This is a genomic window from Stenotrophomonas sp. YJH_SMC_122 (assembly GCF_059369535.1).
On the sequence record NZ_JCAFST010000013.1, the window covers coordinates 119,299 to 141,741 of the forward strand.

Annotated in this window: 22 protein-coding genes; 12 read left to right on the plus strand and 10 right to left on the minus strand. The window is 68.1% G+C overall.

Annotated elements, in window-relative coordinates; all coding sequences use genetic code 11:
• Positions 1-10: 10 nt before the first annotated feature.
• Both AC5P66_RS16890 and AC5P66_RS16895 read right to left on the minus strand, forming a co-directional pair.
• Entirely contained in the window at positions 11-2,527 is a 2,517-nt protein-coding gene (locus AC5P66_RS16890; RefSeq protein WP_447906263.1) for an ABC transporter permease, read from the minus strand.
• The gene (locus AC5P66_RS16895; protein ID WP_049441344.1) at positions 2,524-3,171 is read right to left on the minus strand and encodes an ABC transporter ATP-binding protein; all 648 of its coding nucleotides are present in this window, start codon (positions 3,169-3,171) and stop codon (positions 2,524-2,526) included. The genes AC5P66_RS16890 and AC5P66_RS16895 overlap by 4 nt, the downstream gene beginning before the upstream one ends.
• A gap of 75 nt (positions 3,172-3,246) precedes the next feature.
• Between AC5P66_RS16895 and AC5P66_RS16900 the strand changes: the two genes are divergently transcribed.
• From AC5P66_RS16900 to AC5P66_RS16910, 3 genes are all read left to right on the plus strand, one after another.
• Entirely contained in the window at positions 3,247-3,891 is a 645-nt protein-coding gene (locus tag AC5P66_RS16900; protein WP_099485346.1) for an arylesterase, read from the plus strand.
• Between the two features lie 87 nt (positions 3,892-3,978).
• Positions 3,979-4,692: a response regulator transcription factor gene (locus AC5P66_RS16905; protein WP_002811889.1), complete on the plus strand. Its 714-nt coding sequence runs from the start codon at positions 3,979-3,981 to the stop codon at positions 4,690-4,692.
• A 153-nt stretch (positions 4,693-4,845) separates the two neighbouring features.
• Entirely contained in the window at positions 4,846-6,117 is a 1,272-nt protein-coding gene (locus AC5P66_RS16910) for a sensor histidine kinase (protein ID WP_049441349.1), read from the plus strand.
• A gap of 134 nt (positions 6,118-6,251) precedes the next feature.
• Here AC5P66_RS16910 and AC5P66_RS16915 read toward each other — a convergent pair whose 3' ends face one another.
• Entirely contained in the window at positions 6,252-6,953 is a 702-nt protein-coding gene (locus tag AC5P66_RS16915; protein ID WP_049435680.1) for an SGNH/GDSL hydrolase family protein, read from the minus strand.
• Between the two features lie 212 nt (positions 6,954-7,165).
• Here AC5P66_RS16915 and AC5P66_RS16920 point away from each other — a divergent pair, with 212 nt between their 5' ends.
• The 9 genes from AC5P66_RS16920 to AC5P66_RS16960 all read left to right on the plus strand — a co-directional run bounded on the left by AC5P66_RS16920 (position 7,166) and on the right by AC5P66_RS16960 (position 14,599).
• A complete protein-coding gene (locus AC5P66_RS16920) occupies positions 7,166-7,561 on the plus strand; it encodes a diacylglycerol kinase (protein WP_099495677.1) in 396 nt (131 codons plus the stop codon).
• 33 nt (positions 7,562-7,594) lie between these two features.
• A complete protein-coding gene (locus tag AC5P66_RS16925; RefSeq protein ID WP_099495676.1) occupies positions 7,595-8,344 on the plus strand; it encodes a TerC family protein in 750 nt (249 codons plus the stop codon).
• Between the two features lie 229 nt (positions 8,345-8,573).
• On the plus strand, positions 8,574-9,734 hold the full coding sequence (locus tag AC5P66_RS16930) for an MFS transporter (protein ID WP_495216516.1): 1,161 nt from the start codon (positions 8,574-8,576) through the stop codon (positions 9,732-9,734).
• A gap of 632 nt (positions 9,735-10,366) precedes the next feature.
• Positions 10,367-10,987 carry a LemA family protein gene (locus AC5P66_RS16935; protein WP_005415338.1) on the plus strand — a complete coding sequence of 207 codons (621 nt, stop codon included), beginning with the start codon at positions 10,367-10,369 and terminating at the stop codon, positions 10,985-10,987.
• Between the two features lie 3 nt (positions 10,988-10,990).
• Positions 10,991-11,878, plus strand: a complete 888-nt coding sequence (locus tag AC5P66_RS16940) for a TPM domain-containing protein (protein WP_263468010.1) — start codon at positions 10,991-10,993, stop codon at positions 11,876-11,878.
• On the plus strand, positions 11,878-12,372 hold the full coding sequence (locus AC5P66_RS16945) for a TPM domain-containing protein (protein WP_099494709.1): 495 nt from the start codon (positions 11,878-11,880) through the stop codon (positions 12,370-12,372). The genes AC5P66_RS16940 and AC5P66_RS16945 overlap by 1 nt, the downstream gene beginning before the upstream one ends.
• Positions 12,373-12,423: 51 nt before the next feature.
• The gene (gene lgt, locus AC5P66_RS16950; protein WP_099494710.1) at positions 12,424-13,311 is read left to right on the plus strand and encodes a prolipoprotein diacylglyceryl transferase; all 888 of its coding nucleotides are present in this window, start codon (positions 12,424-12,426) and stop codon (positions 13,309-13,311) included.
• Positions 13,308-14,102, plus strand: coding sequence for a thymidylate synthase (locus AC5P66_RS16955; RefSeq protein ID WP_099494711.1), 795 nt, complete (start codon positions 13,308-13,310; stop codon positions 14,100-14,102). Before lgt ends, AC5P66_RS16955 begins: the two co-directional genes overlap by 4 nt.
• Before the next feature lie 5 nt (positions 14,103-14,107).
• Complete coding sequence (locus AC5P66_RS16960) at positions 14,108-14,599, plus strand: dihydrofolate reductase (protein WP_099494712.1); 492 nt, start codon at positions 14,108-14,110, stop codon at positions 14,597-14,599.
• A 75-nt stretch (positions 14,600-14,674) separates the two neighbouring features.
• On the opposite strand, the gene AC5P66_RS16965 is transcribed toward AC5P66_RS16960, so the two are convergent.
• The 7 genes from AC5P66_RS16965 to lptD are packed head-to-tail and all read right to left on the minus strand — an operon-like array spanning position 14,675 to position 22,361.
• Complete coding sequence (locus tag AC5P66_RS16965) at positions 14,675-15,322, minus strand: DUF1287 domain-containing protein (RefSeq protein ID WP_099494713.1); 648 nt, start codon at positions 15,320-15,322, stop codon at positions 14,675-14,677.
• Positions 15,319-16,344 (minus strand): symmetrical bis(5'-nucleosyl)-tetraphosphatase, encoded by a 1,026-nt coding sequence (locus AC5P66_RS16970; protein ID WP_099487845.1) that lies wholly within the window; start codon positions 16,342-16,344, stop codon positions 15,319-15,321. Before AC5P66_RS16970 ends, AC5P66_RS16965 begins: the two co-directional genes overlap by 4 nt.
• Positions 16,345-16,359: 15 nt before the next feature.
• On the minus strand, positions 16,360-16,743 hold the full coding sequence (apaG, locus tag AC5P66_RS16975; protein ID WP_008268668.1) for a Co2+/Mg2+ efflux facilitator ApaG/CorD: 384 nt from the start codon (positions 16,741-16,743) through the stop codon (positions 16,360-16,362).
• A gap of 13 nt (positions 16,744-16,756) precedes the next feature.
• Positions 16,757-17,560, minus strand: a complete 804-nt coding sequence (gene rsmA / locus AC5P66_RS16980; protein WP_049414494.1) for a 16S rRNA (adenine(1518)-N(6)/adenine(1519)-N(6))-dimethyltransferase RsmA — start codon at positions 17,558-17,560, stop codon at positions 16,757-16,759.
• Positions 17,557-18,537 (minus strand): 4-hydroxythreonine-4-phosphate dehydrogenase PdxA, encoded by a 981-nt coding sequence (pdxA, locus tag AC5P66_RS16985; protein ID WP_099487843.1) that lies wholly within the window; start codon positions 18,535-18,537, stop codon positions 17,557-17,559. Before pdxA ends, rsmA begins: the two co-directional genes overlap by 4 nt.
• Positions 18,538-18,540: 3 nt before the next feature.
• Positions 18,541-19,884 (minus strand): peptidylprolyl isomerase, encoded by a 1,344-nt coding sequence (locus AC5P66_RS16990; protein ID WP_049414492.1) that lies wholly within the window; start codon positions 19,882-19,884, stop codon positions 18,541-18,543.
• On the minus strand, positions 19,881-22,361 hold the full coding sequence (gene lptD, locus AC5P66_RS16995; RefSeq protein ID WP_080352929.1) for an LPS-assembly protein LptD: 2,481 nt from the start codon (positions 22,359-22,361) through the stop codon (positions 19,881-19,883). The genes AC5P66_RS16990 and lptD overlap by 4 nt, the downstream gene beginning before the upstream one ends.
• Positions 22,362-22,443: the final 82 nt, after the last annotated feature.

A 22,443-nucleotide genomic window follows, 5' to 3' on the forward strand; every position in this document is an offset into this window, starting at 1 on the left:
CGCAACCGCCTCAGGCCTCGCGCAGCGCCAATGCCGGCGGCGTATGCAGGATCGCCCGCGTACCCCACCAGCCCGCCAGCAGGCTCAAGCCGATGCCGACCACGCCGCCGATCAGCAGCCCCGGCCACGGCGGCAGCAAGGGCAGTTCGAACACCTTCTGCGAGACCGCCACGCCGATGGCAGCCGCTGCGCCCACCGCCAGCATCGCCGCCAGCGTGCCCAGCGCGCCGAACTCCACCAGTACCGCGCCGCGCAACTGGCGCCGGGTCGCGCCCAGCGTGCGCAGCACCGCGCTGTCGTAGCGGCGCTCGCCGGCGGTGGCCTGCAGCGCGGCCAGCAGCACCAGCACGCCGGCCAGCAGGCTGAACACCATCACCAGCTGCACCGCCTGCGCCACGCGCTCCATCACATCGCGCACCTGCGAGATCACCGCGTCCACGTCCAGCAGCGACAGGTTCGGCTGTGCGCGCACCAGCTCGCCCAGGCCCGCCGCCTTGCCGGCCGGCAGATGGAAGGCCGACAGCAGGTTGTGCGGGGTGTCGCCCACTGCATTCGGGTTCAGCAATACGAAGAAGTTCGGCCGGAAGGTGTTCCAGTCCGCCTTGCGTACGCTGGTGACAGTGAACTCGCGTTCCTGCTCGCCCACTGCAATGGTGATGCGATCGCCCGGGTACACGCCGTAACGCTTGGCCCAGCCGATCTCCACCGACGCCTCCGCCGCAGTGCTGTCAGGCATCCAGAAGGTGCCGTTGACCAGCGTGTTGGCGGGGGGGAAGGTGCTGCGCCAGCTGAAGTTCAACGGCCGGTTTTCATCATCATCCTCACGCTGGCCTTCGCCTGACGCCGGCTGCCCGCCCTGGTCCGGCGAGCGATCCACGCGCAGCGGCGGCTTGCCATTGATCGCGATCAGCCGTCCGGTGGCCATCGGTTCGATGCTGGCGTCGTCGGCGCCCAGTCCGCGCAGCGCGGCCAGCACGCTGTCGCGCTGTTCGGGCTGGATGTTGATCAGGAAGTAGTTCGGCGTATCCGCAGGCAGGCGCTCGCGCCATTGCTGCAGCAGGCCGGGGCCGGTCACCGCCAGCAACAGCAGCGCGCACAACGACAGCGACAGTCCCACCAGCTGCATCACTGCCAGCATCCGGCGCCGGGTCAGCGCGGCCAGGCCGAGCCGCCAGTGGCCGTGCAGGCGGTGCTGCAGACCGCGCAGCAGCTGCAGCAGCACGAAGCCGACCACGCCGGCGGCCAGTGCCAGCGTTGCCAGGCCGCCGAGCACCCACAGCGCCAGCTTCAGGTCGCCGGTGACTTGTACGGCCAGCAGCAGGCTGGCTGCCAGCGCTGCCACATAGGCCAGCAGTGACGCCGGCGGCAGGGCAGCGAAGGAACGGTTGAGCACCCGCATCGGCGGCACCCCACGCAGGCGCAGCAGTGGCGGCAGGCCGAAGCCGAACAGCAACAGCAGGCCGATGCCGGCGCCGGTCAGCGCAGGCATCGCCTCGGGCAGCGGCAGGCGCTGCGGCACCAGGCTGCCCAGTACCTGCACCAGGCCTTCCTGCGCGGCCATGCCCAGGCCGATGCCGAGCGCACAGGCCGGCACCGCCAGCATCAGCAGCTGCAGCGCCAGGCCCAGCAGGATGTCGCGCTGGCGCGCGCCCAGGCAGCGCAGGATCGCGACCTGGTCGATACGGCGCAGGGCGAAGCGGTTGGCCGCCAGTGCCGTGGCCACGCCGGCCAGCAGCACCGCCAGCAGCGCGCTCAGGCCGAGGAAGCGTCCGGCCAGATCGAAGGCCTGGCGCACGCCGCGCTGGGTGTCGTCCACGCTCAGCAGGCGCAGGCCCTTGACCTGCGGCAGCAGCCACTGGCGCAGCGCGGCAATCTGATCGGCCGGTCCGGCAAACATCAGCCGGTAATTGATGCGGCTGCCCGGGCCGAGCAGTCCCGTGCCTTCCACATCGGCGCGGTTGACCAGCAGGGTGGGCGAGAGCGTCAGCAGATCGCCGCCGGTGTCCGGCTCGGCCTCGATGATGCCGGCGATGCGCAGCGTGCCGGCGCCGAATTCGAGGTCATCGCCGGCCTTCAGCCCCAGCCCCTGCAGCAGGCGTGGGTCGGCATAGGCCTGGCCCTTGGGTGGCATGCCGGCATCGGCGATCAACGTACCGCCGGGCGTGGCCCGTACCCGCAGCGTGCCGCGCAGTGGATAGCCCGCCTGCACCGCCTTGATGCTGGCCATCTGGCTGGCATCGCCGTTGAACAGCACGCTGCCGAAGCTGGCGATGCGGGTATGCGCCAGTCCACGCCGTTGTGCCTCGTCGGCGAATGCCTGCGGCGGATCATCACGCCCGGCGATGCCGAGATCGCCACCGAGCATTTCCGCCGCGCTGCCGGTCAGTGCCAGGTTGACCCGGTTCACCAGCGTGCCCACTGCGGTCATCACCGCCACGCCCAGCACCAGTGCGGCGAACACGGTCAGCAGGTCACCGGCCAGGGCCTCGCGACGCAGCGCGCGCCACGCGTGCCGCAGCAGGTTCATGCCTGGGCTCCGCGCTCAACCGGCAGCAGGCGGCCGTCGTCGATACGATGGATGTACTGGCAACGCTGCGCCAGGCGCATGTCGTGGGTGACCAGGACCAGGGTGGTGCCGCTGCCGGCGTTGAGTTCGAACAGCAGGTCGCTGATGTGCTGGCCGGTGGCGTGGTCCAGCGATCCCGTCGGTTCGTCGGCGAACAGGATGCGCGGGCGGGTGACGAAGGCACGTGCCAGTGCCACGCGCTGCTGCTCGCCGCCGGACAGCTGGCGCGGGTAGTGGCGGGCACGATGGGCCAGGCCCACCTGCGCCAGCACCTCGTCCACCCGCGCGCGGTCCTCGCGTCCGGCCAGCTCCAGTGGCAGCGCGACGTTCTCGGCGGCGGTCAGCGCCGGCAGCAGGTGGAAGCTCTGGAACACGAAGCCAACCTCGCGCGCGCGCAGCTGGGCCCGCGCTTCTTCATCGAGGTCGCCCAGGTCCTGGCCCGACAGCGCAATGCGGCCGCGGCTGGGCAGGTCCAGCCCGGCCAGCAGGCCGAGCAGGGTGGTCTTGCCCGAACCGGAGGCGCCGACGATGGCCGCGCTGGTGCCTTCATGGACGGTCAGGGTGATGTTGTCCAGTATGTGGACTTCACCCTCCGGGCCCTGCACGGATTTGCCGACCTGGTCGACGGCGATGGCGACGGGCGCGCTGCGGGGGGACAGGCTGTCGATGAGGAGACTCCAATGCGCAAGACGGGATGGAGCCGGCGAGCCGGCGCGATGATGGTGCTGCTGCTAGGGTTGCTGCTGTTGCCAGGGCTGGCCTGTGCCAAAGGTCCGGCCGGCACCGTACTGGTGCTCGGCGACAGCCTCAGTGCCGCCCACAATATCCCTGCCGACGCCGGCTGGGTCAGCTTGCTGCAACAGCGGGTCAGGCAGCAGTCGAAAACCCCGGCGCGCATCGTCAACGCCAGCATGAGCGGGGAAACCACCGCCGGCGCGCTGACCCGCCTGCCGGGCCTGCTGGCCAGGGAGAAGCCGACCGTGGTGGTGATCGCGCTGGGCGGCAATGACGCGCTGCGCGGGCTGACCCCGGCGCAGGTGCAGGGCAACCTGGGAAAAATGGTGCAGGCCAGCCAGAAGGCCGGTGCCAAGGTGCTGCTGCTGGGCATCGACGTGCCCCCCAACTACGGACCGGCCTACCGCCAGCGCCTGGCCGCGGCCTACAAGGCGCTGGCCACGCAGTACAAGGTGCCGCTGCTGCCGTTCCTGCTGGAGGGCGTGGCCCTGCAGCCGGGCATGATGCAGGCCGACGGCCTGCACCCCACGGCGCAGGCGCAGCCGAAGCTGCTGGACAATGTCTGGCCGCTGCTCAGGCCGCTGCTCTGAACCGTTTGTGTACCTCTTGACGGAACTTCACATCGCGTCCACCGTCGATCCGGCATGTTTCACAAAGCTGAAGTTAGAGGGAATCACATGCGTCAGACGAAGGAGACCTCCGGCTTGGTGCTGGTGGTCGAAGACAACCGCAACATCTCCGAGATGATCGGCGAATACCTGGAAGGTCGCGGCTTCGAAGTCGACTATGCACAGGACGGCCTGGATGGCTACCGCCTCGCGGCGGAAAACAGCTATGACGTCGTGGTGCTCGACTTGATGTTGCCGCGCCTGGATGGCATCGAAGTGTGCCGTCGCCTGCGCAACGACGCGCGCAAGTCCACGCCGGTGCTGATGCTCACCGCACGCGACACGCTGGACGACAAGCTCACCGGCCTCGGGTTCGGCGCCGATGACTACCTGACCAAGCCGTTCGCGATCCAGGAGCTGGAAGCCCGCCTGCGCGCGCTGATCCGTCGCGAACGCCGCCAGGTCGGTTCGGAGGTGCTCAAGGTCGCCGACCTGGTGCTCGATCCGGTCAGCATGCGGGCTACCCGTGCCGGCACCGAGCTGCAGCTGTCGCCGATCGGCCTGCGCCTGCTGACCATCCTGATGCGCGAATCGCCGCGCGTGGTCACCCGCCAGGAGATCGAACGCGAGATCTGGGGCAATGGCCTGCCGGATTCGGACACCCTGCGCAGCCATCTGTACAACCTGCGCAAGATCATCGACAAGCCGTTCGACCGTCCGCTGCTGCACACCGTGCAGAGCGCCGGCTACCGCATTGCCGATATTGCCCAGCCGATGGCCTGATCGGGGCCCGGCCTGTGCAGCATCAGGCCCGGCCGGGCAACGACCCCGCACCGGGCACGGATGACCGGCCGGCGTTGCCGCCGGTCATCCTCCGTGCACGACTACGGCGCAGCGCGCTGCCTATAATCGCAGCGCTCTGACCGGGACCCCGCAATGCCGCACGGCCTGCCGCGCAAGATCCGTATCGCCTTCATCCTGCAGGCAGTTCTGGCCAGCCTGGGCATCCTGCTCGGTGCCTGGCTGGTCTCGCTGGTGATCAAGCACAGCCTGGTCGGTGCCGCCCTGCGCGAGGAAGCGGCCTACTACTGGACGCTGCACGAGGCGTCGCCGGTGCAGCCGCCGCCCAACACCCACAACATCCGCGGCTACCTGCTGGAAAGCGGGCAGTCGGCACTGTCATTGCCGCCCAACCTGCGCACCCTGGAGCCTGGCTTCCACGAGCTGCCCCAGGACGACCAGCTGGTGCTGGTCGACGTGCGCCCTGCCGGTCGCCTGTACCTGGTGTTCCTGCGCTCGCGCGCGGAGATGCTGGCGTTCTGGTTCGGCATCGTGCCGGTGCTGCTGACCCTGTTGGCGGTGTATGGCGCCAGCTGGGTCACCTACCGTGCCTCCAAGCGACTGGTGTCGCCGGTGAACTGGCTGGCGCGGCGCGTCTCGCGCTGGGACCCGGGCCACCCCGAAGCGGCCGATCTGGAGCCGAACAAGCTGCCGGCGGACATGCAGGGCGAGACCCGGCAGCTGGCCGCTGCGCTGCATTCGCTGGCCAACCGGGTCAGCGCGCACGTCGCGCGCGAGCGCAACTTCACCCGCGATGCCAGCCATGAGCTGCGCACGCCGTTGACCGTCATCCGCGTGGCCAGCGACATGGCCCTGGGCGATGAAACCCTGCAGCCGCGCCTGCGCCGCAGCCTGCAGCGCATCCAGCGCGCCGGCCGTGACATGGAAGCGGTGATCGACGCGTTCCTGATCCTGGCCCGCGAGGCCGATGTCGAACCGCAGATCGAGCTGTTCGACGTCAACGACATCGTCCGCCACGAGGTGGACAACGCCAACGAGCTGCTGGGCAACCGGCCCGTATCGGTGCACCTGCACGGCGAAGGCCCGGTACAGCTGCACGCACCGCCGCGGGTGCTGCAGGTGGTGGTCAGCAACCTGGTGCGCAATGCCTGCAGCTACACCGACGAAGGGCGTATCGACGTGCACGTGCTCAATGACCGGGTGGTGGTGCGCGATACCGGCATCGGCATGTCCGCGGAGGCGCTGTCGCGCGCGTTTGAACCGTTCTACCGCGCCGAGCCGAGCCGTCCGCAGGGCACCGGCCTGGGCCTGTCGATCGTGCGCCGGCTGTGCGACCGCTTCGGCTGGAAGGTCAGCCTGGCCAGCGAGCCGGGCAAGGGCACCGAGGCCACGGTGGTATTCCGCTGACGCGGCGCCTGCTGCCTCGGTAGATGCCGACCTTGGTCGGCGCTTTCAACAGGATTCACGCCGGTGCCCGATGCCAACCAAGGTTGGCATCGACCGGAAGGCGTGCGCGGGCGCGCTGCGGCGTCCGCAGTCCCTCAGTTGCAGTTGACCTTCGGCGCCAGCGCCCTGGTCCAGATTGCGTAACCGGCCGGGGTCATGTGCAGCATGTCCTCGCGGAACAGCGTCGCATCCGGCTGGCCATCGGCGCCGAGCATCGGCGTGTAGATGTCGGTGAAGCCGGTATTGGGCAGCCTCGCCAGTGCAGCCTTGATCAGCGTGTTGGCTTCGTTGATCGCCGGCAGCAGGTGCGCGCGCGACGGGCTCGGCTTGATCGACAGGTACTCCACTTTGGTCTTCGGCAGGTCGCGATGCACGCGTTGCACGAAGGCAACCACGTCGTCGCGCACCTGCACGGGGCTGCGGCCACTGTTGAGGTCGTTGTCACCCGCGTAGAAGAACACCTTGCAGGGCGCATACGGCACCACGATGCGGTCGGCGTACCAGGTGCTGTCGCGTACTTCCGAGCCGCCGAAGCCGCGGTTGAACACTGGCTGGCCAGGGAAGTCGGTGGCCAGGCTCTCCCAGAAGCGGATCGAGGAGCTGCCGATGAACTCGATGCCACCGCGCGGCGGCGGGTTGGACTGGTCGGCGCCGGCGAAGCGGGCCATGTCGCCGGCCCAGGCCACGTTGGAGACCTGTTCGGGCACCCGGGGCGACTTGGCCGGGCTCAGCGCCTGGGCCAGCGGTGCGGCAGTCAGCAGGCCCAGCATCAGCAGGCAGGTACGGCGACGGGACATCAGGCGCTCCAGCAGGCAAGGGGGCACCCATCATAGGAGCATGCCCGGGCCGGTGCTTGCCCCTGGCAGGCCTTTCAGCGGGCCGGCGCGGGCTGCGGTTGGCGGCCTTGTGGCAAAATGGCCGCCATCTGCCTATTCCTGTGCACCCATGATTCCCTGCCGTGCGTCTGAGCGGTCGCTGCGCCGCGCCCCCGTTGCTGGATATCCCACCCGTGGCTGATCAGTTCGGCCACCTGCCGCGCGGCCCGCGCCGCATCTTCCAGGCCGCCCGCTGGTCCTGGCAGGGCCTGCGCGCTGCCTGGCTGCACGAGTCCTCGTTCCGGCTTGAGGTCTACCTGCTGATCCTGCTGACGCCGGTCGCGGTCTGGCTGGGCCAGACGCCGGTCGAACGCGCGCTGCTGATCGGCTCGATGCTGCTGGTGCTGGCGATGGAGCTGGCCAACTCGGCCATCGAAGCGGTGATCGAACGCTACGGCAGCGAGATTCACGAGCTGGCCGGCCGCGCCAAGGACATGGGCTCGGCGGCGGTGTTCGTGCTGATGATGAACGTGCTGCTGTGCTGGGCCCTGGTCGTGGTTCCGCACGCGCTGGCCGGCACCTACGGCTGAAACCCCATTCCCCCACTGCCTTGAAGAGTTTCCATGTCCTTTGAGTTCCTCGCCGACCCCAATGCCTGGGTGACCCTGTTCACGCTCAGCGCGCTGGAAATCGTGCTCGGCATCGACAACCTGGTGTTCATTTCCATTGCCGTCAGCAAGCTGCCGGAAGAGCGCCGCCCGTTCGCCCGCAAGCTCGGCATCGCCGTGGCCTGCATCACCCGCATCGCGCTGCTGGTGTCGCTGGCCTACCTGGCACACATGTCGGCCAACCTGTTCACCGTGGCCGGCATGGGCATCTCCATCCGCGACCTGGTGCTGATCGTCGGTGGCCTGTTCCTGATCATCAAGGGCTACATGGAGATCAAGGAACTGATCACCGGTGGCGAAGACGAGAACCCGGCCACCAGCAAGGCGTCGGGCGTGTTCGGCATGGTCATCCTGCAGATCGCGATCATCGACATCGTGTTCTCGCTGGACTCGGTGATCACCGCCGTCGGCATCGCCGACCACATTCCGGTGATGGTCGCCGCGATCCTGCTGTCGGTGATGGTGATGCTGCTGGCCGCCAACCCGCTGGGCCGCTTCATCGATGCCAACCCGACCGTGAAGATGCTGGCGCTCGCCTTCATCCTGATGATCGGCGCGGTGCTGATCCTCGATGGCCTGGACGTACACGTGCCCAAGCCCTACATCTATGCCGCGATGGGCTTCTCGGTGCTGGTGGAGTGGCTGAACCTGCTGATGCGCCGCCGCGCCCGCGAGCACAACGTGCCGGGCGCCGGCAACTGGTAAGCGCGCCACAGGCGTGTGAGTCCCTCAGAACCCCCGGCATGCCGGGGGTTCTGCGTTGTGGGGGGAGGTTTGGCTCTGCAGCGGCACTGCGGTTTTTGCACTTGTGGCTGCGTTCCGGCCTCCACTTGTGAATCAGGATCAACAGTGTTTTCCCGGGGCGAGGCTTAATCCGGCGCAGCAAAGCGCGCAGGCTACGCACTCCCGATTCCCGCCCCCCCAGGACTCCCCCATGAATTCCAGAGCCGCCTTGCTGGCGCTTGCCGTTGGCGCCTTCGCCATCGGAACCACCGAGTTTGCCCCGATGGGCCTGTTGCCGGTCATCGCCGACGGCGTCGGCGTTGGCATCCCCACTGCGGGCATGCTGATCACCGCCTATGCCGTGGGCGTGATGCTGGGCGCGCCGGTGATGACCCTGCTGATGGGGCGTTTCGGCAAGCGCACCGCGCTGATGCTGCTGATGTCGATCTTGGTGGTCGGCAACCTGCTGTCCGCGCTGGCCCCGAACTACGGACTGCTGCTGATGTCGCGCCTGGTCACCAGCCTCAACCATGGTGCCTTCTTCGGCATTGGTGCGGTGGTCGCCGCCAGCCTGGTGCCGAAGGAAAAGCAGGCTGCGGCCGTGGCCACCATGTTCATGGGCCTGACCATTGCCAACATCGGCGGCGTGCCGCTGGCGACCTGGGTCGGCCAGCAGCTGGGCTGGCGCCTGTCCTTCGCCGGTACTGCGGCGCTGGGCCTGGTCGCGATCACTGCGCTGGGCCTGGCGCTGCCGGCGTCCGCACCGGGGCCGCGCCCGGACGTGCGCCGCGAACTGAAGGCGATCCTGCAGCCGCAGGTGCTGCTGGCGATGGCCACCACCGTGCTGGGCGCGGGCGCGATGTTCACGCTGTACACCTACGTCGCACCGGTGCTGACCGAGCTGACCGGTGCGTCCAATGCCTTCATCGCGATGTCGCTGGCCCTGATCGGCATCGGCTTCACCCTCGGCAACGGCATCGGCGGGCGCATGGCTGACTGGTCGCTCGATGGCGCCACCCGCATCCTGCTGGCTGCCCTGGCGGTGCTGATGTTCGTGCTGCCGCTGGCCTTCATGAGCCACGCCACTGCGGCGCTGGGTGTACTGCTGTTCGGTGCGGCGACCTTCGCCCTCGTGCCGCCGCTGCAGATCCGGGTGATGCAGGTGGCCAGCGAGGCGCCGGGCCTGGCGTCGTCGATCAACGTGGGTGCGTTCAACCTGGGCAATGCCGTGGGTGCCGCGCTGGGGGGGGCGGTGATCAGCTCGGGCCTGGGCTACGCCGCCATTCCGGTGGCCGGTGGCCTGCTGGCGGCATCGGGCCTGCTGCTGGCATGGCTGGGGCGTAGCCGCACCGCGGTGGCTGAGGCCTGCTGAGGGGTGTTGGATTCCGGCAGGGCTTGCAGCCCTGCACCCGCCGAATCAACGTCAACGTCAACGGCAAAAGCCTGCATTCCGTGGGTTGGCGGGGTGGGTCCGGTTGAGGGGGACGCTGCAAGTACCCCTCCGGGGCCCGGCCCAGCCGCTGGCGGCTGTGCGTTCGGGCGCTTGCGAAGCAGTGCTTCGCAAGCAAAGCGCCCTCACCCATGTAAGCTCGGTCGCCGCATCCATGCGGCTCACGCCCCCTCAACCGGACCCACCCCGCCTTCGACAGATTCCCGCGATCTGTCGTAACGGCGTTCCGCTCTGGTAGGTGTCGACCTTGGTCGACACGAATGCCTGAAGAACCGGCTTTTGCTTTTGATTTTTTCTTTTGATCTTCCCGCGGTGCGCAGGAAACCGTATGAGGCCGGGCGGGTGGGCGTGGCGGGGGGCCAGATCAGTGAGCCGCATGGATGCGGCGACCAAGCCCCCAAGGACGGATTCACGGCGTCCCCCGCCATGTCCACCCGCCCGGACTTCTCAGGCGATCCATGAGCATGGCCACCGCGGAGGGGGCGGCGCCCGATGGCCGGTCTTTCACCCGAACCATGGCATGCTCGGCGCCAAGCCCACCCGGAACCTCCGCCATGCGCCTGTTCACCCGTGTCCTGCCCCTGATGCTGCTGGCCTCCCTGCTGTCCGGCTGCGGCTACAACGCCATCCAGCAGAAGGATGAGGCGGTCAAGGCCAGCTGGTCAGAAGTGCTCAACCAGTACAAGCGCCGCGCCGACCTGGTGCCCAACCTGGTGCAGACAGTCAAAGGTTTCGCCAGCCAGGAAGAGCGCGTGCTGACCGAAGTCACCAACGCCCGCTCGCGTGTCGGCCAGATCAACGTCAACGCCGACGACGAGGCCTCGCTCAAGCAGTTCCAGCAGGCCCAGGGTGAACTCGGCAGCGCGCTGTCGCGGCTGCTGGTGGTGACCGAGAACTACCCGGTGCTGAAGTCCGACCAGAACTTCCGCGACCTGCAGGCCCAGCTGGAAGGCACCGAAAACCGGATCACGGTTGCGCGTGGTCGTTACATCCAGCAGGTGCAGGACTACAACACCTACATCCGTTCGTTCCCGCAGGTGATCACCGCCAAGATCTTCGGCTACAAGACCAAGCCGAACTTCACCGTGGACAACGAAGCGCAGATCTCCAACGCACCGGCGGTGGATTTCGGCAACGCGCCGCAGCAGCAGCCGGCACCGCAGCCGGGCCACTGACCGATGCGCCTGGCCACTGCGCTGCTGGCCCTGCTGCTGTGGCTGCCGCTGGCGGCACAGGCCCAGCAGCTGGCGCCGGTTCCGGCGCTGGATTCGCCGGTGGTCGATACCACCGGCACGCTGGATGCTGCGCAGAAGCAGGCGCTGGTGCAGCAGGCGCTGGACCTGCAACAGCGCAAGGGCAGCCAGCTGCAGGTGCTGGTGGTACCCACCACCCAGCCGGAGGACATCGCGCAGTACACCACGCGGGTCTTCGACCAGTGGCAGATCGGCCGCAAGGGCGTGGATGACGGCGTGCTGCTGGTGGTGGCCAAGGAGGACCGGCGCGTGCGGATCGAGCCGGGTTACGGCCTGGAAGGCGCGATTCCCGATGCCATCGCCAACCGGGTCATCCAGGAGTACCTGGTGCCGCGCTTCCGCGCCGGCGACTACGCCGGGGGCATCACCGATGCCACCGCCGTGCTGGTCAAGCTGATCGATGGCGAAACGCTGCCGGCACCGGTCAGTGGCCATCGTGGGCGCGAGCCGGGTGCCGGCGGCGATGCCTGGTTTCTGGCGCTGTTCATCGGTGTGTTCGCCGGCAGCATCCTGCGCGGCGTGTTCGCGCGCGTGCCGCGCCCGCTGCGTGGCCTGCTCGGCGGCGCTGGCGCAGCCGTGGCGGCGTTCCTGTTCACCTCCACCCTGCTGGCCAGTGGCCTGGCCGGCGTGGTTGGCCTGATCGTGGCGATGCTGTCCGGCCATCCGGGGCGCTTTGCCGGCGGTGGTGGCTGGGGCGGCGGCAGCTGGGGCGGGGGAGGCGGCTTCGGCGGTGGTGGTGGATTCGGCGGTGGTGGCGGCTGGGGCGGCGGCGGTGGCCGTTCCGGTGGCGGTGGCGCTTCGGGAGGCTGGTGATGATCCAACGTCTGTTCCGCCATGTATTCTCGCCCTCGGTGCGGCGTGCCTTCCCGCCAGCCACGCTGCAGGCGATCACCGAGGCCATCGCCGCCGGTGAGCAGCGCCACGGCGGTCAGGTGATGTTCGCTGTGGAGGCCGATCTGCCGCTGGCCGCGTTGTGGCACAAGGTCACCCCGAGGCAGGCCGCCGAGCATGCCTTCGCACGCCTGCGCACCTGGGATACCGCCCACAACAACGGCGTGCTGATCTACCTGCTGCTGGCCGACCATGCCATCGAGATCGTCGCCGACCGAGGCCTGCATGGCCGGGTCAGCCCGGCGCAGTGGCAGCGGGTCTGCACCCATCTGCGCGAGGGCCTGCGTGGTTCCAATCCGGTGGAAGCGCTGCAGGATGCCATCGACGAGGTCTCCAGCCTGATCGAAGGGCACTTTCCGGCCTCGACGCGGTCGAACGATGACGCGTTGCCGAACTCGCCCCAGCTTCTTGGTTGAGCCGGGGCGGCACTGGCCCGAGAATAGGCGTTCAACCGCAAGGCACCTTCCATGATCTATTTCCACGACATCGACCCCATCGCCCTCTCGCTGGGGCCGATCAAGGTGCACTGGTACGGCATCATGTACCTGCTCGGCTTCACTGCGGCCTGGCTGCTGGGCCGCACGCGCATCGCGGCCGGGCGCCTGCCGGGCGTCGATGCCAACGGCTTCTCCGACCTGTTGTTCTACGCCATGCTCGGCGTGGTGCTGGGCGGCCGCATCGGCTACATGCTGTTCTACGCGCTGGGCGATTTCCTGCACAACCCGCTGCTGCTGTTCAAGGTGTGGGACGGTGGCATGAGCTTCCATGGCGGCCTGCTGGGCGTGCTGGGTGCCTGCTGGTGGTGGTCGCGCAAGCACGCGCTGCACTTCTTCGACACCATGGATTTCATGGCGCCGCTGGTACCGCTGGGCCTGGGTTTTGGTCGCATCGGCAACTTCATCGGCGCCGAGCTGTGGGGCAAGTACACCGACGGCACGTGGGGCGTGGTGTTCCCGTCGGGCCTGCCGGCGCCGCTGAACCAGTTGGACCACGCGACCCTGCAGGCGCAGTTCGCCACCGGCGCGCTGAACCAGTTCGCCCGCCATCCCTCGCAGCTGTATGAAGCGTTCCTGGAAGGCCTGGTGATGTTCGTGGTGCTGTGGACGGTGTCGGCCAGGCCGCGCCACCGTTATCTGGTCGGCGGCCTGTTCGCGCTGATGTACGGCCTGTTCCGCTTCGCCGTCGAATTCGTACGCATGCCCGACAACGGCGTCTACGTGGCCTTCGACTGGCTGACCCGTGGTCAGATCCTCAGCCTGCCGCTCATCGCCTTCGGCCTGGTGCTGCTGGCGATGTCGCGCCGCGCGCCGGTGCTGCAGCCGCAACCGGTGATGGCTGCGGAGGGCAAGGCATGAAGGCCTACCTGGACCTGCTCGCGCATGTGCTGGAACATGGCGCGCAGAAGAGCGACCGCACCGGCACCGGCACCCGCAGCGTGTTCGGCTGGCAGATGCGCTTCGACCTCAATGAAGGTTTCCCGCTGGTCACCACCAAGAAGCTGCACCTGCGCTCGATCATCCACGAGCTGCTGTGGTTCCTGAAGGGCGATACCAACATCGGCTACCTGAAGGACAACCAGGTACGCATCTGGGACGAGTGGGCCGACGAGAACGGCGACCTCGGTCCGGTCTACGGCAAGCAGTGGCGCAGCTGGGCCACCGCCGATGGCCGCGAGATCGACCAGATGCAGTGGCTGGTGGACGAGATCAAGCGCAACCCCGATTCGCGCCGGCTGGTGGTCAGCGCCTGGAACGTGGGCGAGCTTTCGCAGATGGCGCTGATGCCGTGCCACAACCTGTTCCAGTTCTACGTGGTGGACGGCAAGCTCAGCTGCCAGCTCTACCAGCGCAGCGGCGACATCTTCCTCGGCGTGCCGTTCAACATCGCCAGCTATGCGCTGCTGACCCACATGGTGGCGCAGGCCACCGGCCTGGGCGTGGGCGACTTTGTGCATACGCTGGGCGACGCGCACCTGTATTCGAACCACTTCGAGCAGGCGCGCGAGCAGCTTTCGCGTGAACCGCGCGCGCTGCCGAGGCTGTGGTTGAACCCGGAGGTGACCGACCTGTTCGGCTTCCGGTTCGACGACATCCGCATCGACGGCTATGACCCGCACCCGGCGATCAAGGCGCCGGTGGCGGTGTGAGTGCCATGAAGCTCTCGATGATCGTGGCGCTGGACCGCAACTGGGGCATCGGCCAGGGCAATGCCATGCCCTGGCACCTGCCGGATGATTTCAAGCACTTCAAGGCGCTCACCCTGGGCAAGCCGATCCTGATGGGGCGCAGGACGGCCGAGTCGATCGGCCGCGTACTGCCGGGGCGGACCAACCTGGTGCTGACCCGCAGCGGCCAGGTGCCGTTCGCGGGCATGCGCGCGGTGGCGTCGCTGGACGAGGCGAAGGCGATTGCCGAAGGCGAGGGCGCCAGCGAGCTGTGCATCATCGGCGGCGGTGAGATTTTCCGTCAGCTGCTCGACCAGGCCAGCGACCTGTACCTGACCTGGGTCGATGCCGAAGTCCCCGCGGATACCCATTTCCCCGAGGTGGACGTGCAGGACTGGCGGGAAGTGAGCAGCGAGCCGCACCCGGCCGACGAACGCCATGCCTACGCGTTCCGCTTCGTGCACTACGTGCGCCGCTGAGGATGGTTTCCTGTAGAGCCGAGCCATGCTCGGCTGCTGTTGCCTGACCCCTCCCGTAGGTGAGCGTGGCCCTGCCTACGGCATGCGGTAGTGCCCGATGATCGCGTGCTGGAACAGCAGGTTCTCTTCACGCGTGCCGCGTGCGATGTTGTGCAGCACCAGCGGTGTGCCATTGGCCAGCCTCCGGTCGGAGACGATGCCGACATGCAGCAGACCGTTGCCGTTGAGCTTCCAGGCCACGATGTCACCGGCCGCATAGTCGGCGGCGAGGGCGGTGATCGGTTGCTGCCAGCCCTGCCGTTCGAACCAGCGCATCAGGTTCGGTACGCGGCGATGATCAATGTTGCGGTCCGGTCGTGACAGGCCCCAGATCGCCGGATAGGCGCTGAAGTTGCCGCGCATGTCTTCGTGCAGGCGCGCCTGCAGGTCCAGGCCCTGGCTGCGCAGGGCGCGGACCACCACGTCGGTGCACACGCCGCGATCAAGCGGGACGTCGCCGCCGGGATAGGACAGGACCTGGTAGGCGGGATCGTAACGGGTGGTGACGCCGATCTGCGCGCGCGCTGCAGCCACCAGTGGCGGCGAAGGCGCCTGTGGCTGCGATGGCGTGGGGGCGGCATTTCCGCCGCCGGTGGGAGCCGGAGCCGAAGCAGGCTGGCAGCCGCTGACCAGGGCCAGCGTCAGCAGCAGCACCCTCCATGGTGCCCAGCCGCGCCGCGTCATGCCTGCGGCGCGGCGCCGTTGTTGTTGGGTCCACCGGAACCTCCACCACCACCACCACCTCGACGGCGACGACGGCGCGGACCACGGTTGCCCGGGCTGGCAGCAGCGGCGTTGCCGCCGCCCTGTTCCTTGCCCTGCACCGCAGCGGAGGGGCGCTCGTGCGCCGGTCGCGCCGGCGGGCGGGCGTGGGGTATGGGGGCCGGTACATCGCGGCCCGGCACCTGCACCACGCGCAGCTCGTCGGTATCGAGCTGGATCGCGGTCAGCTTGCCGCCCCAGACTGCGCCGGTGTCGATGGCGTGCACGCCCTGGGTGATGGTCAGGCCCAGCGCCGACCAGTGGCCGCAGACGATCTTGAGGTCGCGCTCGACCCGGCCCGGTACTTCGAACCAGGGGTAGAGTCCCTGTTCCTGCGTGCCGGGGGTGCCCTTGTCCTCGATGCCGATGCGCCCGCGCGGGGTGCAGTAGCGCATGCGGGTGAGCACGTTGATGATCGCGCGCGAACGGTCGTAGCCGGACAGGTTCGGCGCCCAGCTTGGCTTGTCGCCGTACATGTTGCGGAACAGCTTGCGGTAGCCGGCGCCGTGCAGCTGCACCTCGACTTCGGCAGCGTGCTTCTCTGCCATCTGCGTGGTCCACTTCGGCGCCAGGCCGGCGTGCACCATCATCCAGCCCAGCTCGCGATCCACATGCACCAGCTTCTGCAGGCGCAGCCAGTCCAGCAGTTCGTCGCGGTCCTCGGCCTGCACGATGCGCAGCAGGTCCGGGTTGACCTTGCGCTGCTCCTCTTCGGTGCGTGCACCGACGGCCAGCAGCGAAAGATCATGGTTGCCCAGCACCACCACGCTGTGCTCGCGCAGCGAATGCACCAGCCGCAGCGTTTCCAGCGACTGGCCGCCACGGTTGACCAGGTCGCCGCAGAACCACAGGGTGTCCTGGGCCGGATCGAAGCGGATCTTCTCCAGCAACCGCTGGGTAACGTCGTAGCAGCCCTGCAGGTCGCCGATCGCCCACACACTCATCGTTCGGCCTCCGTGTCAGTGCAGGGTACGCGGGACGGCCAGCACGAACGGTGCGACCGGCGCGGCAAATTCGGTGCCATCGTCGGCGACCATGTCGTAGTGCCCCTGCATCGTCCCGTGATCGGTCCCCAGCATGACACCGGACGTGTAACGGAAGTCTTCACCGGGGCGCAGCCGCGGCTGCTCGCCGATCACCCCGTCGCCATCGACATGCTCGACACGGCCGTTGGCATCGGTGATGCGCCAGTGGCGTGCGACCAGGCGTGCGGCGACCCGCCCCTGGTTGTGGATGCGGATCGTGTAGGCGAACGCAAAGCGACCGTCTTCCGGCGCGGATTGATCGTCGAGGAAGCGCGGCGCGACTTCGACGGAGATGGCATATACGTCAGCGTCTTCCATACCGGCAGTGTAATCAGGAGGCATTGGCCAAAGCGATGAATTCGGCCACGTCCAGCTGTTCGGCGCGGGCATCGGGACGCACGCCGGCGGCGATGAACTGCTCGGCGGACACCACGTTGTTCAGGGCATTGCGCAGGGTCTTGCGGCGCTGCCCGAAGGCGGCCTTGACCACCTCGGCGAAGCGCGTGTGGTCGTTGATGTTGATCGAGGCCGGATCACGCGGCACCAGCCGCACCACGGCCGAATCGACCTTCGGCGGCGGCCGGAACGCGCCCGGCGGCACCACGAACAGCGAGGTCACCTGGCAGTAGGCCTGCAGCATCACGCTGAGGCGGCCATACACCTTGCTGCCGGGGCCGGCGGCCATGCGGTCGACCACTTCCTTCTGCAGCATGAAGTGCATGTCGCGGATCACCGCGGCATGCTCCAGCGCGTGGAACAGGATGGGCGAGGAGATGTTGTAGGGCAGGTTGCCGACCAGGCGGATCGGCTGGCCGTCGGCCAGTTCGGTGAGGTCCACGCGCAGCACGTCGCGATGGACGATGGTCAGCTCGCCCAGCGGCTCGGCGGCAGCGGTCAGTGGCGCGATCAGGTCGCGGTCGAACTCGATCACCGTCAGCTTCGGGTGCACGCGCAGCAGCGGCAGGGTGATGGCGCCCTGGCCGGGTCCGATCTCGACCAGGCGGTCACCATCTTTCGGATTGACCGCCATCACGATCTTGTCGATGTAGTGGCGATCGGCCAGGAAATGCTGGCCAAGCTGCTTCTTGGCCGGTGCGGTGAACACCGGGCCGGAGGGGGAATGCGGGGAATTCATGCGCTCAGTGTACGTTGCCGCGCCAGCTGCGCACACAGCGTCGTTGCCGCCTGCAGGCTGGAAGGATCGGCGATGCCGCGGCCGGCCAGGTCCAGCGCGGTGCCATGGTCGACCGCCACGCGCGGGTAGGGCAGGCCCAGGGTCAGGTTCACCGCCTGCTCGAAGCCGGAATACTTCAGCACCGGCAGGCCCTGGTCGTGGTACATCGCCAGCACGGTGTCGAAACCGGCCAGCTTGGCCGGCAGGAAGGCGGTGTCGGCCGGCAGCGGCCCGACCAGGTCCATGCCCTCCGCACGCAGGCGCTGCAGCAGCGGGATGACCAGGTCCAGTTCTTCGCGGCCCAGGTGGCCGTCTTCGCCGGCATGCGGGTTCAGCCCGAGCACCGCGATGCGCGGCGCAGGCAGGCCGAACTCGCGGCGCAGCGCGGCATGCACCGTGCGCAGGGTGTGTTCCAGGCTGGGCGCGGTGATCGCATCGGCCACCTCGCGCAGCGGCAGGTGGGTGGTGGCCAGCGCCACGCGGACAATGTGATTGGCCAGCATCATCACCACCTTCACTCCGGCCTGGTCGGCCAGCAGTTCAGTGGTACCACTGTAGGCAATGCCGCCTTCGTTGATGACCGCCTTGTGTACCGGGCCGGTCACCACACCGTGCAGCTCACCGGACAGGCAGGCCTGGCCGGCGCCGAGCAGGGCACCGATGACCGCGCTGGCATTGGCCGGATCGGCCTGGCCGAAGTGGCTGGGCGCCGCGTTGCGGACGGCGCGCAGGCGCAGATCGCCCGGGGCGCGTGCTTCGGCGTCCTCGGGCAGCAGTTGCAGGGGCAGGTTCAGCGCGGCTGCGGCCGCGCGCAGGGTGTCCGGGTCGGCGAAGGCCAGCAGCCGGCAATCTTCACGCGGCTGCTGGACGAGGCGGACACACAGCTCCGGGCCGATCCCGGCGGGCTCGCCCGGTACCAGAGCGAGCTCGGGGCGCATCGGTCAGGACTGCGGCGGAGTGGCGGTGTTTTCCGCGCGGTCGCCGCTGCGGAAACTGACGTAGGCTTCGCCACGCAGTTCCTGCAGGAAGCGGTTGTACTCGTCTTCCAGCTTGCGACGGCCGATGGTTTCGCGGACCTGGGCACGCTGGTTGTCGGTGGTCACGTCGGTCTGGCGGGTCGCCACGCGCTGCACGATGTGCCAACCGGCGTCGGTGCGGAACGGCTGGCTGACGCCACCATCCTGCAGGCCACTCACCTGCTGGCCGAAGGCCGGGCCGAACGCGTCAGCCGGGAACCAGCCGAGATCACCGCCCTGGCCCTTGCTGTTGTTGTCCTCGGAGGACTCCCTGGCAACGGTCTGGAAGTCGGCGCCGCCGGCAATGCGGGCACGCAGGGTGTCGATCTTGGCCTTGGCAGCGGCATCGGTCTGGTGGTCGTCCACGCGGACCAGGATGTGGCGGCCGTGGAACTCGGTGACCGTCTGCTCACCGGCGGCGGAACTGCTGTCACGCACTTCCACCAGCTTCAGCAGCTGGAAGCCGCTCGGGCCGCGGATCGGGCCGACCACTTCGCCCGGCTTCATCTTTTCCATCAACTGGGCAAAGGCCTGCGGGATTTCATCCAGGCTGCGCCAGCCCAGATCGCCGCCTTCCAGTGCGTTCGGGCTGTCCGAATAGCGCACGGCCGCCGCGTTGAAGTCCAGCTCGCCCTTGTCCAGCAGGGCCTTCACGCCATCGGCCTTCTTCTGGCCGGTGGCGATCTGGTCGGCGTTGGCACCGTCGGGCAGGGCGATCAGGATGTGCGCCAGGTGGTACTGGTTGCCTACCGTGGCCTGCTGCTTCAGCGCGGCGTCGACTTCACCCTCGCTGACGCTGATGCGGCTCTGCGCGAAGCTCTGGCGCAGGCGCTGCACGGTGATCTCGTCACGCACCGACGCGCGGAAATCGTTGAAATCGATACCGTCCTGGGCCAGGCGCTGGCGCAGGGCATCCAGGTTCGAACCGTTCTGCTGGGCGATGGCGTTCATCGCCTGGTTCAGCTCCTGGTCGCTGACACGGATGCCACTGCCCTGGGCGCGGGCCACCTGCAGCTTGACCAGCACCAGGCGTTCGAGCACCTGGCGGCTGAGCACGTCTTCCGGCGGCAGCTGGTTTTCACGGCCGGCGTACTGCGCCTTGATGTTGGCGATCGCGCGCTGGAGCTCGCTCTGCAGGATCACGTCCTCATCGACGACGGCAGCGATGCGGTCAAGCGGCTGCGCCTCCTGGGCAAGCACCTGCAGGGGGGCGGACACGCTGGACACCGCCAGCAGCGAGGCGAGAAGAACGGGGAAGCGCTTGGTCATGGGATCAGGTTCGGATCGTAGTCATCCCGGGTCGCCCCGGTGTTGCTCGGCGGCACGAGATAGAGGTCGTCGCGGTTGTAGCCGAGGATAGCACGGCGCAGGGTACGGTCCGTGTCCTGCCCCAGGGAGCTCAGGCCCTTGAGCACGAACTCCAGCTGGATGGCGTTGTTCATCTCGCCTTCGCGGTTGCGGACGTAACGGCGGGCGACCGCACGCACGGCCAGGCAGCAGCTGTCCCACTGGACGCCGGCGATGATTTCCAGCGGTTCCTTGTCCTGCAGCGAGTAGTAGTAGCGGCCGACCAGGCTCCAGCGCGCATTCAGCGGGTACAGGAACGACAGGTCGGCCTGTTCCAGCAGGGTACGGTCGTGCTTGTTGGCGGTGGCCGGGGCGCCCGAGTTGATGCGGTAGCGGTAGCTGAGGTTGATCACGCCATCGTTGGGCATCAGGTAGCGGGCACGGACGCTGGCCAGATCCTCGCGCTTGTACTTCGGGTCCCACTGGTAGGTGGCACCCAGGGTCCAGCGGTCGTTGATCATGTAGTTGCCGTCGGCGATCCACGCCGACTTGCCCTTTTCCACCGGCGCGCCGCCCGGGGTGACGGTCACCCGCGACTCGTCGAAGTACTGGATCTGGCCGATGGCAGCCGAGAAGCGTTCCTTGCCGGTGGTCTGGTCGATGAAGCGGGTGCCCAGTGCCAGGGTCAGCTGGTTGGCATCGTTCTGGCGGTCGGCGCCGGTGTAGCGCGAGTCGCGGAACAGCTGGCCCCAGCTGAAGGTGAAGTCACGGGTATCGAAGATCGGCAGCTCGTCCTGGTTGCGGTACGGCGTGCGCAGGTAGAACAGGCGCGGTTCCAGCGTGTGCAGGAATGACTTGCCGCCGATGGTGGTCTCGCGATCGAAGAACAGGCCGGCGTCGATGCTGCCGATCGGCAGGCTGCGGCTGGGCGATTTGTTGCCGCGCAGCTGCTCCGGCGTGGCGGTGTTCGGGTCGATGCCCTGCGAGGCCAGCACGTTGCGGCGGACGCTGTCAGCGAGGCCCTGATCCAGGTCGTAGCCGGTGTAGCGGTAGGCCAGGGTCGGGGTGACGTACCAGGCCGCGCCACTGATCGGGAACGACACGTACGGCTTCACGTCCAGGCGCGAGCCGCCGTACATGCGCTGGGTCTGGCCGTTGCGCGTGTACTGCAGGTCGGGCCCCGCATCGGCGCCGTACTTGAAGTTGATGTCGTCGTGGGTGAAGCGCACGGCTTCGGCATAGATGCCGGTTTCCAGCCACGGCAGGACCGGCTTGTCCCAGTTGAGGTACAGGCGTGGCTGGCGGTTGTACGGCAGCGCGCTTTCATTGAGCGTGTAGTCGGTCAGCTGCCAGCGGTCGGCCATGATGCCGGCCGTCCAGTTCCTGCCGGTGCCGTACAGGCCCACGGTGCTCTGCAGGTTCGAGGCAGTCACCCCGACCAGGCGGTTGGCGAAGTCCTCGACATAGCGCTCGTCACTGACCCAGGCCAGGTTGGCGCGGGCCTGCCAGTGGCTGTCCACGTTGTGGTAACCGCTGAACATCACCCGGCCGCGGTCGCGGTCGCGCAGCTTGTCATTGGGCATGAACGCGGTCAGCAGTTCGCCGCGGCCGCCGTTGTAGAGATAGCGGAACTCGTTGTCGAGCATCAGGCCGCGCCGGCTCATGTAGCGCGGGGTCAACGTGTCGTCGTAGTTCGGCGCCAGGTTGAAGTAGATCGGCTGTGCGTAGTCGAAACCGTTGCGTCCGGACATGCCCAGCTGCGGGAACAGCAGGCCGGTCTTGCGCCGGTCATCGATCGGGAACTTGAAGTACGGCGCCCACAGCACCGGCACCTTGCCGATCCGCAGCACGGCGTTGCGGGCGGTGCCGAAGCCCTCGTCGTTGTCCACTTCGATCTGCGGCGCCGACAGCTTCCACACCGGCTGTGACGGGTCGCAGGTGGTGTAGGTGGAGCGGTGCATCTGGCCGACCGCGCCCTGCAGGTCAACCGACTCGGCATCGCCGTTGCCGCGGCGCGACACCAGCTGGTACTTGATGTCGGTGATCTTGTGGGTGTCGCTTTCCTGGTTGCCCTCGGCGCGCTTGGCGACCATGCGGATCGAGGAGTCCTGGTAGCGGACATTGCCGTCGGCGATGTAGTTGCCGCTCTCGGTATCGAAGCTGAGCTTGTCGGTGCCGACGAACTGGTCGCCGCGGCGCAGGGCCACGTTGCCTTCGTACTGCGGCACGGTGGTCGTGCCCAGCAGCTGGTCACCCTCGATGTCGGTCGGCTGCTGCTCGCGCGCAGCGCTGGCGGCGGCCTTGTCCTGCCCCGGGACCGGGGTGGGGGCATCGGTGAACGCGGGAATCACGTCGGTAGCCGGGCACAGGCCCCAGTTGAGCGGCTTTTCATCGGCCATTGCCGGCAGGCAGATGGCGATGCTCAGAGGCAGGGGAAGCAGGCGGAGGGCTCGGCGCACGCGGTTCGGATTCGGGCGAAAACGGACGGTAGCTTGCCCCATCCCTTGCATAGGGGCAATGAAGGACGCCGGAGCCTGCCGG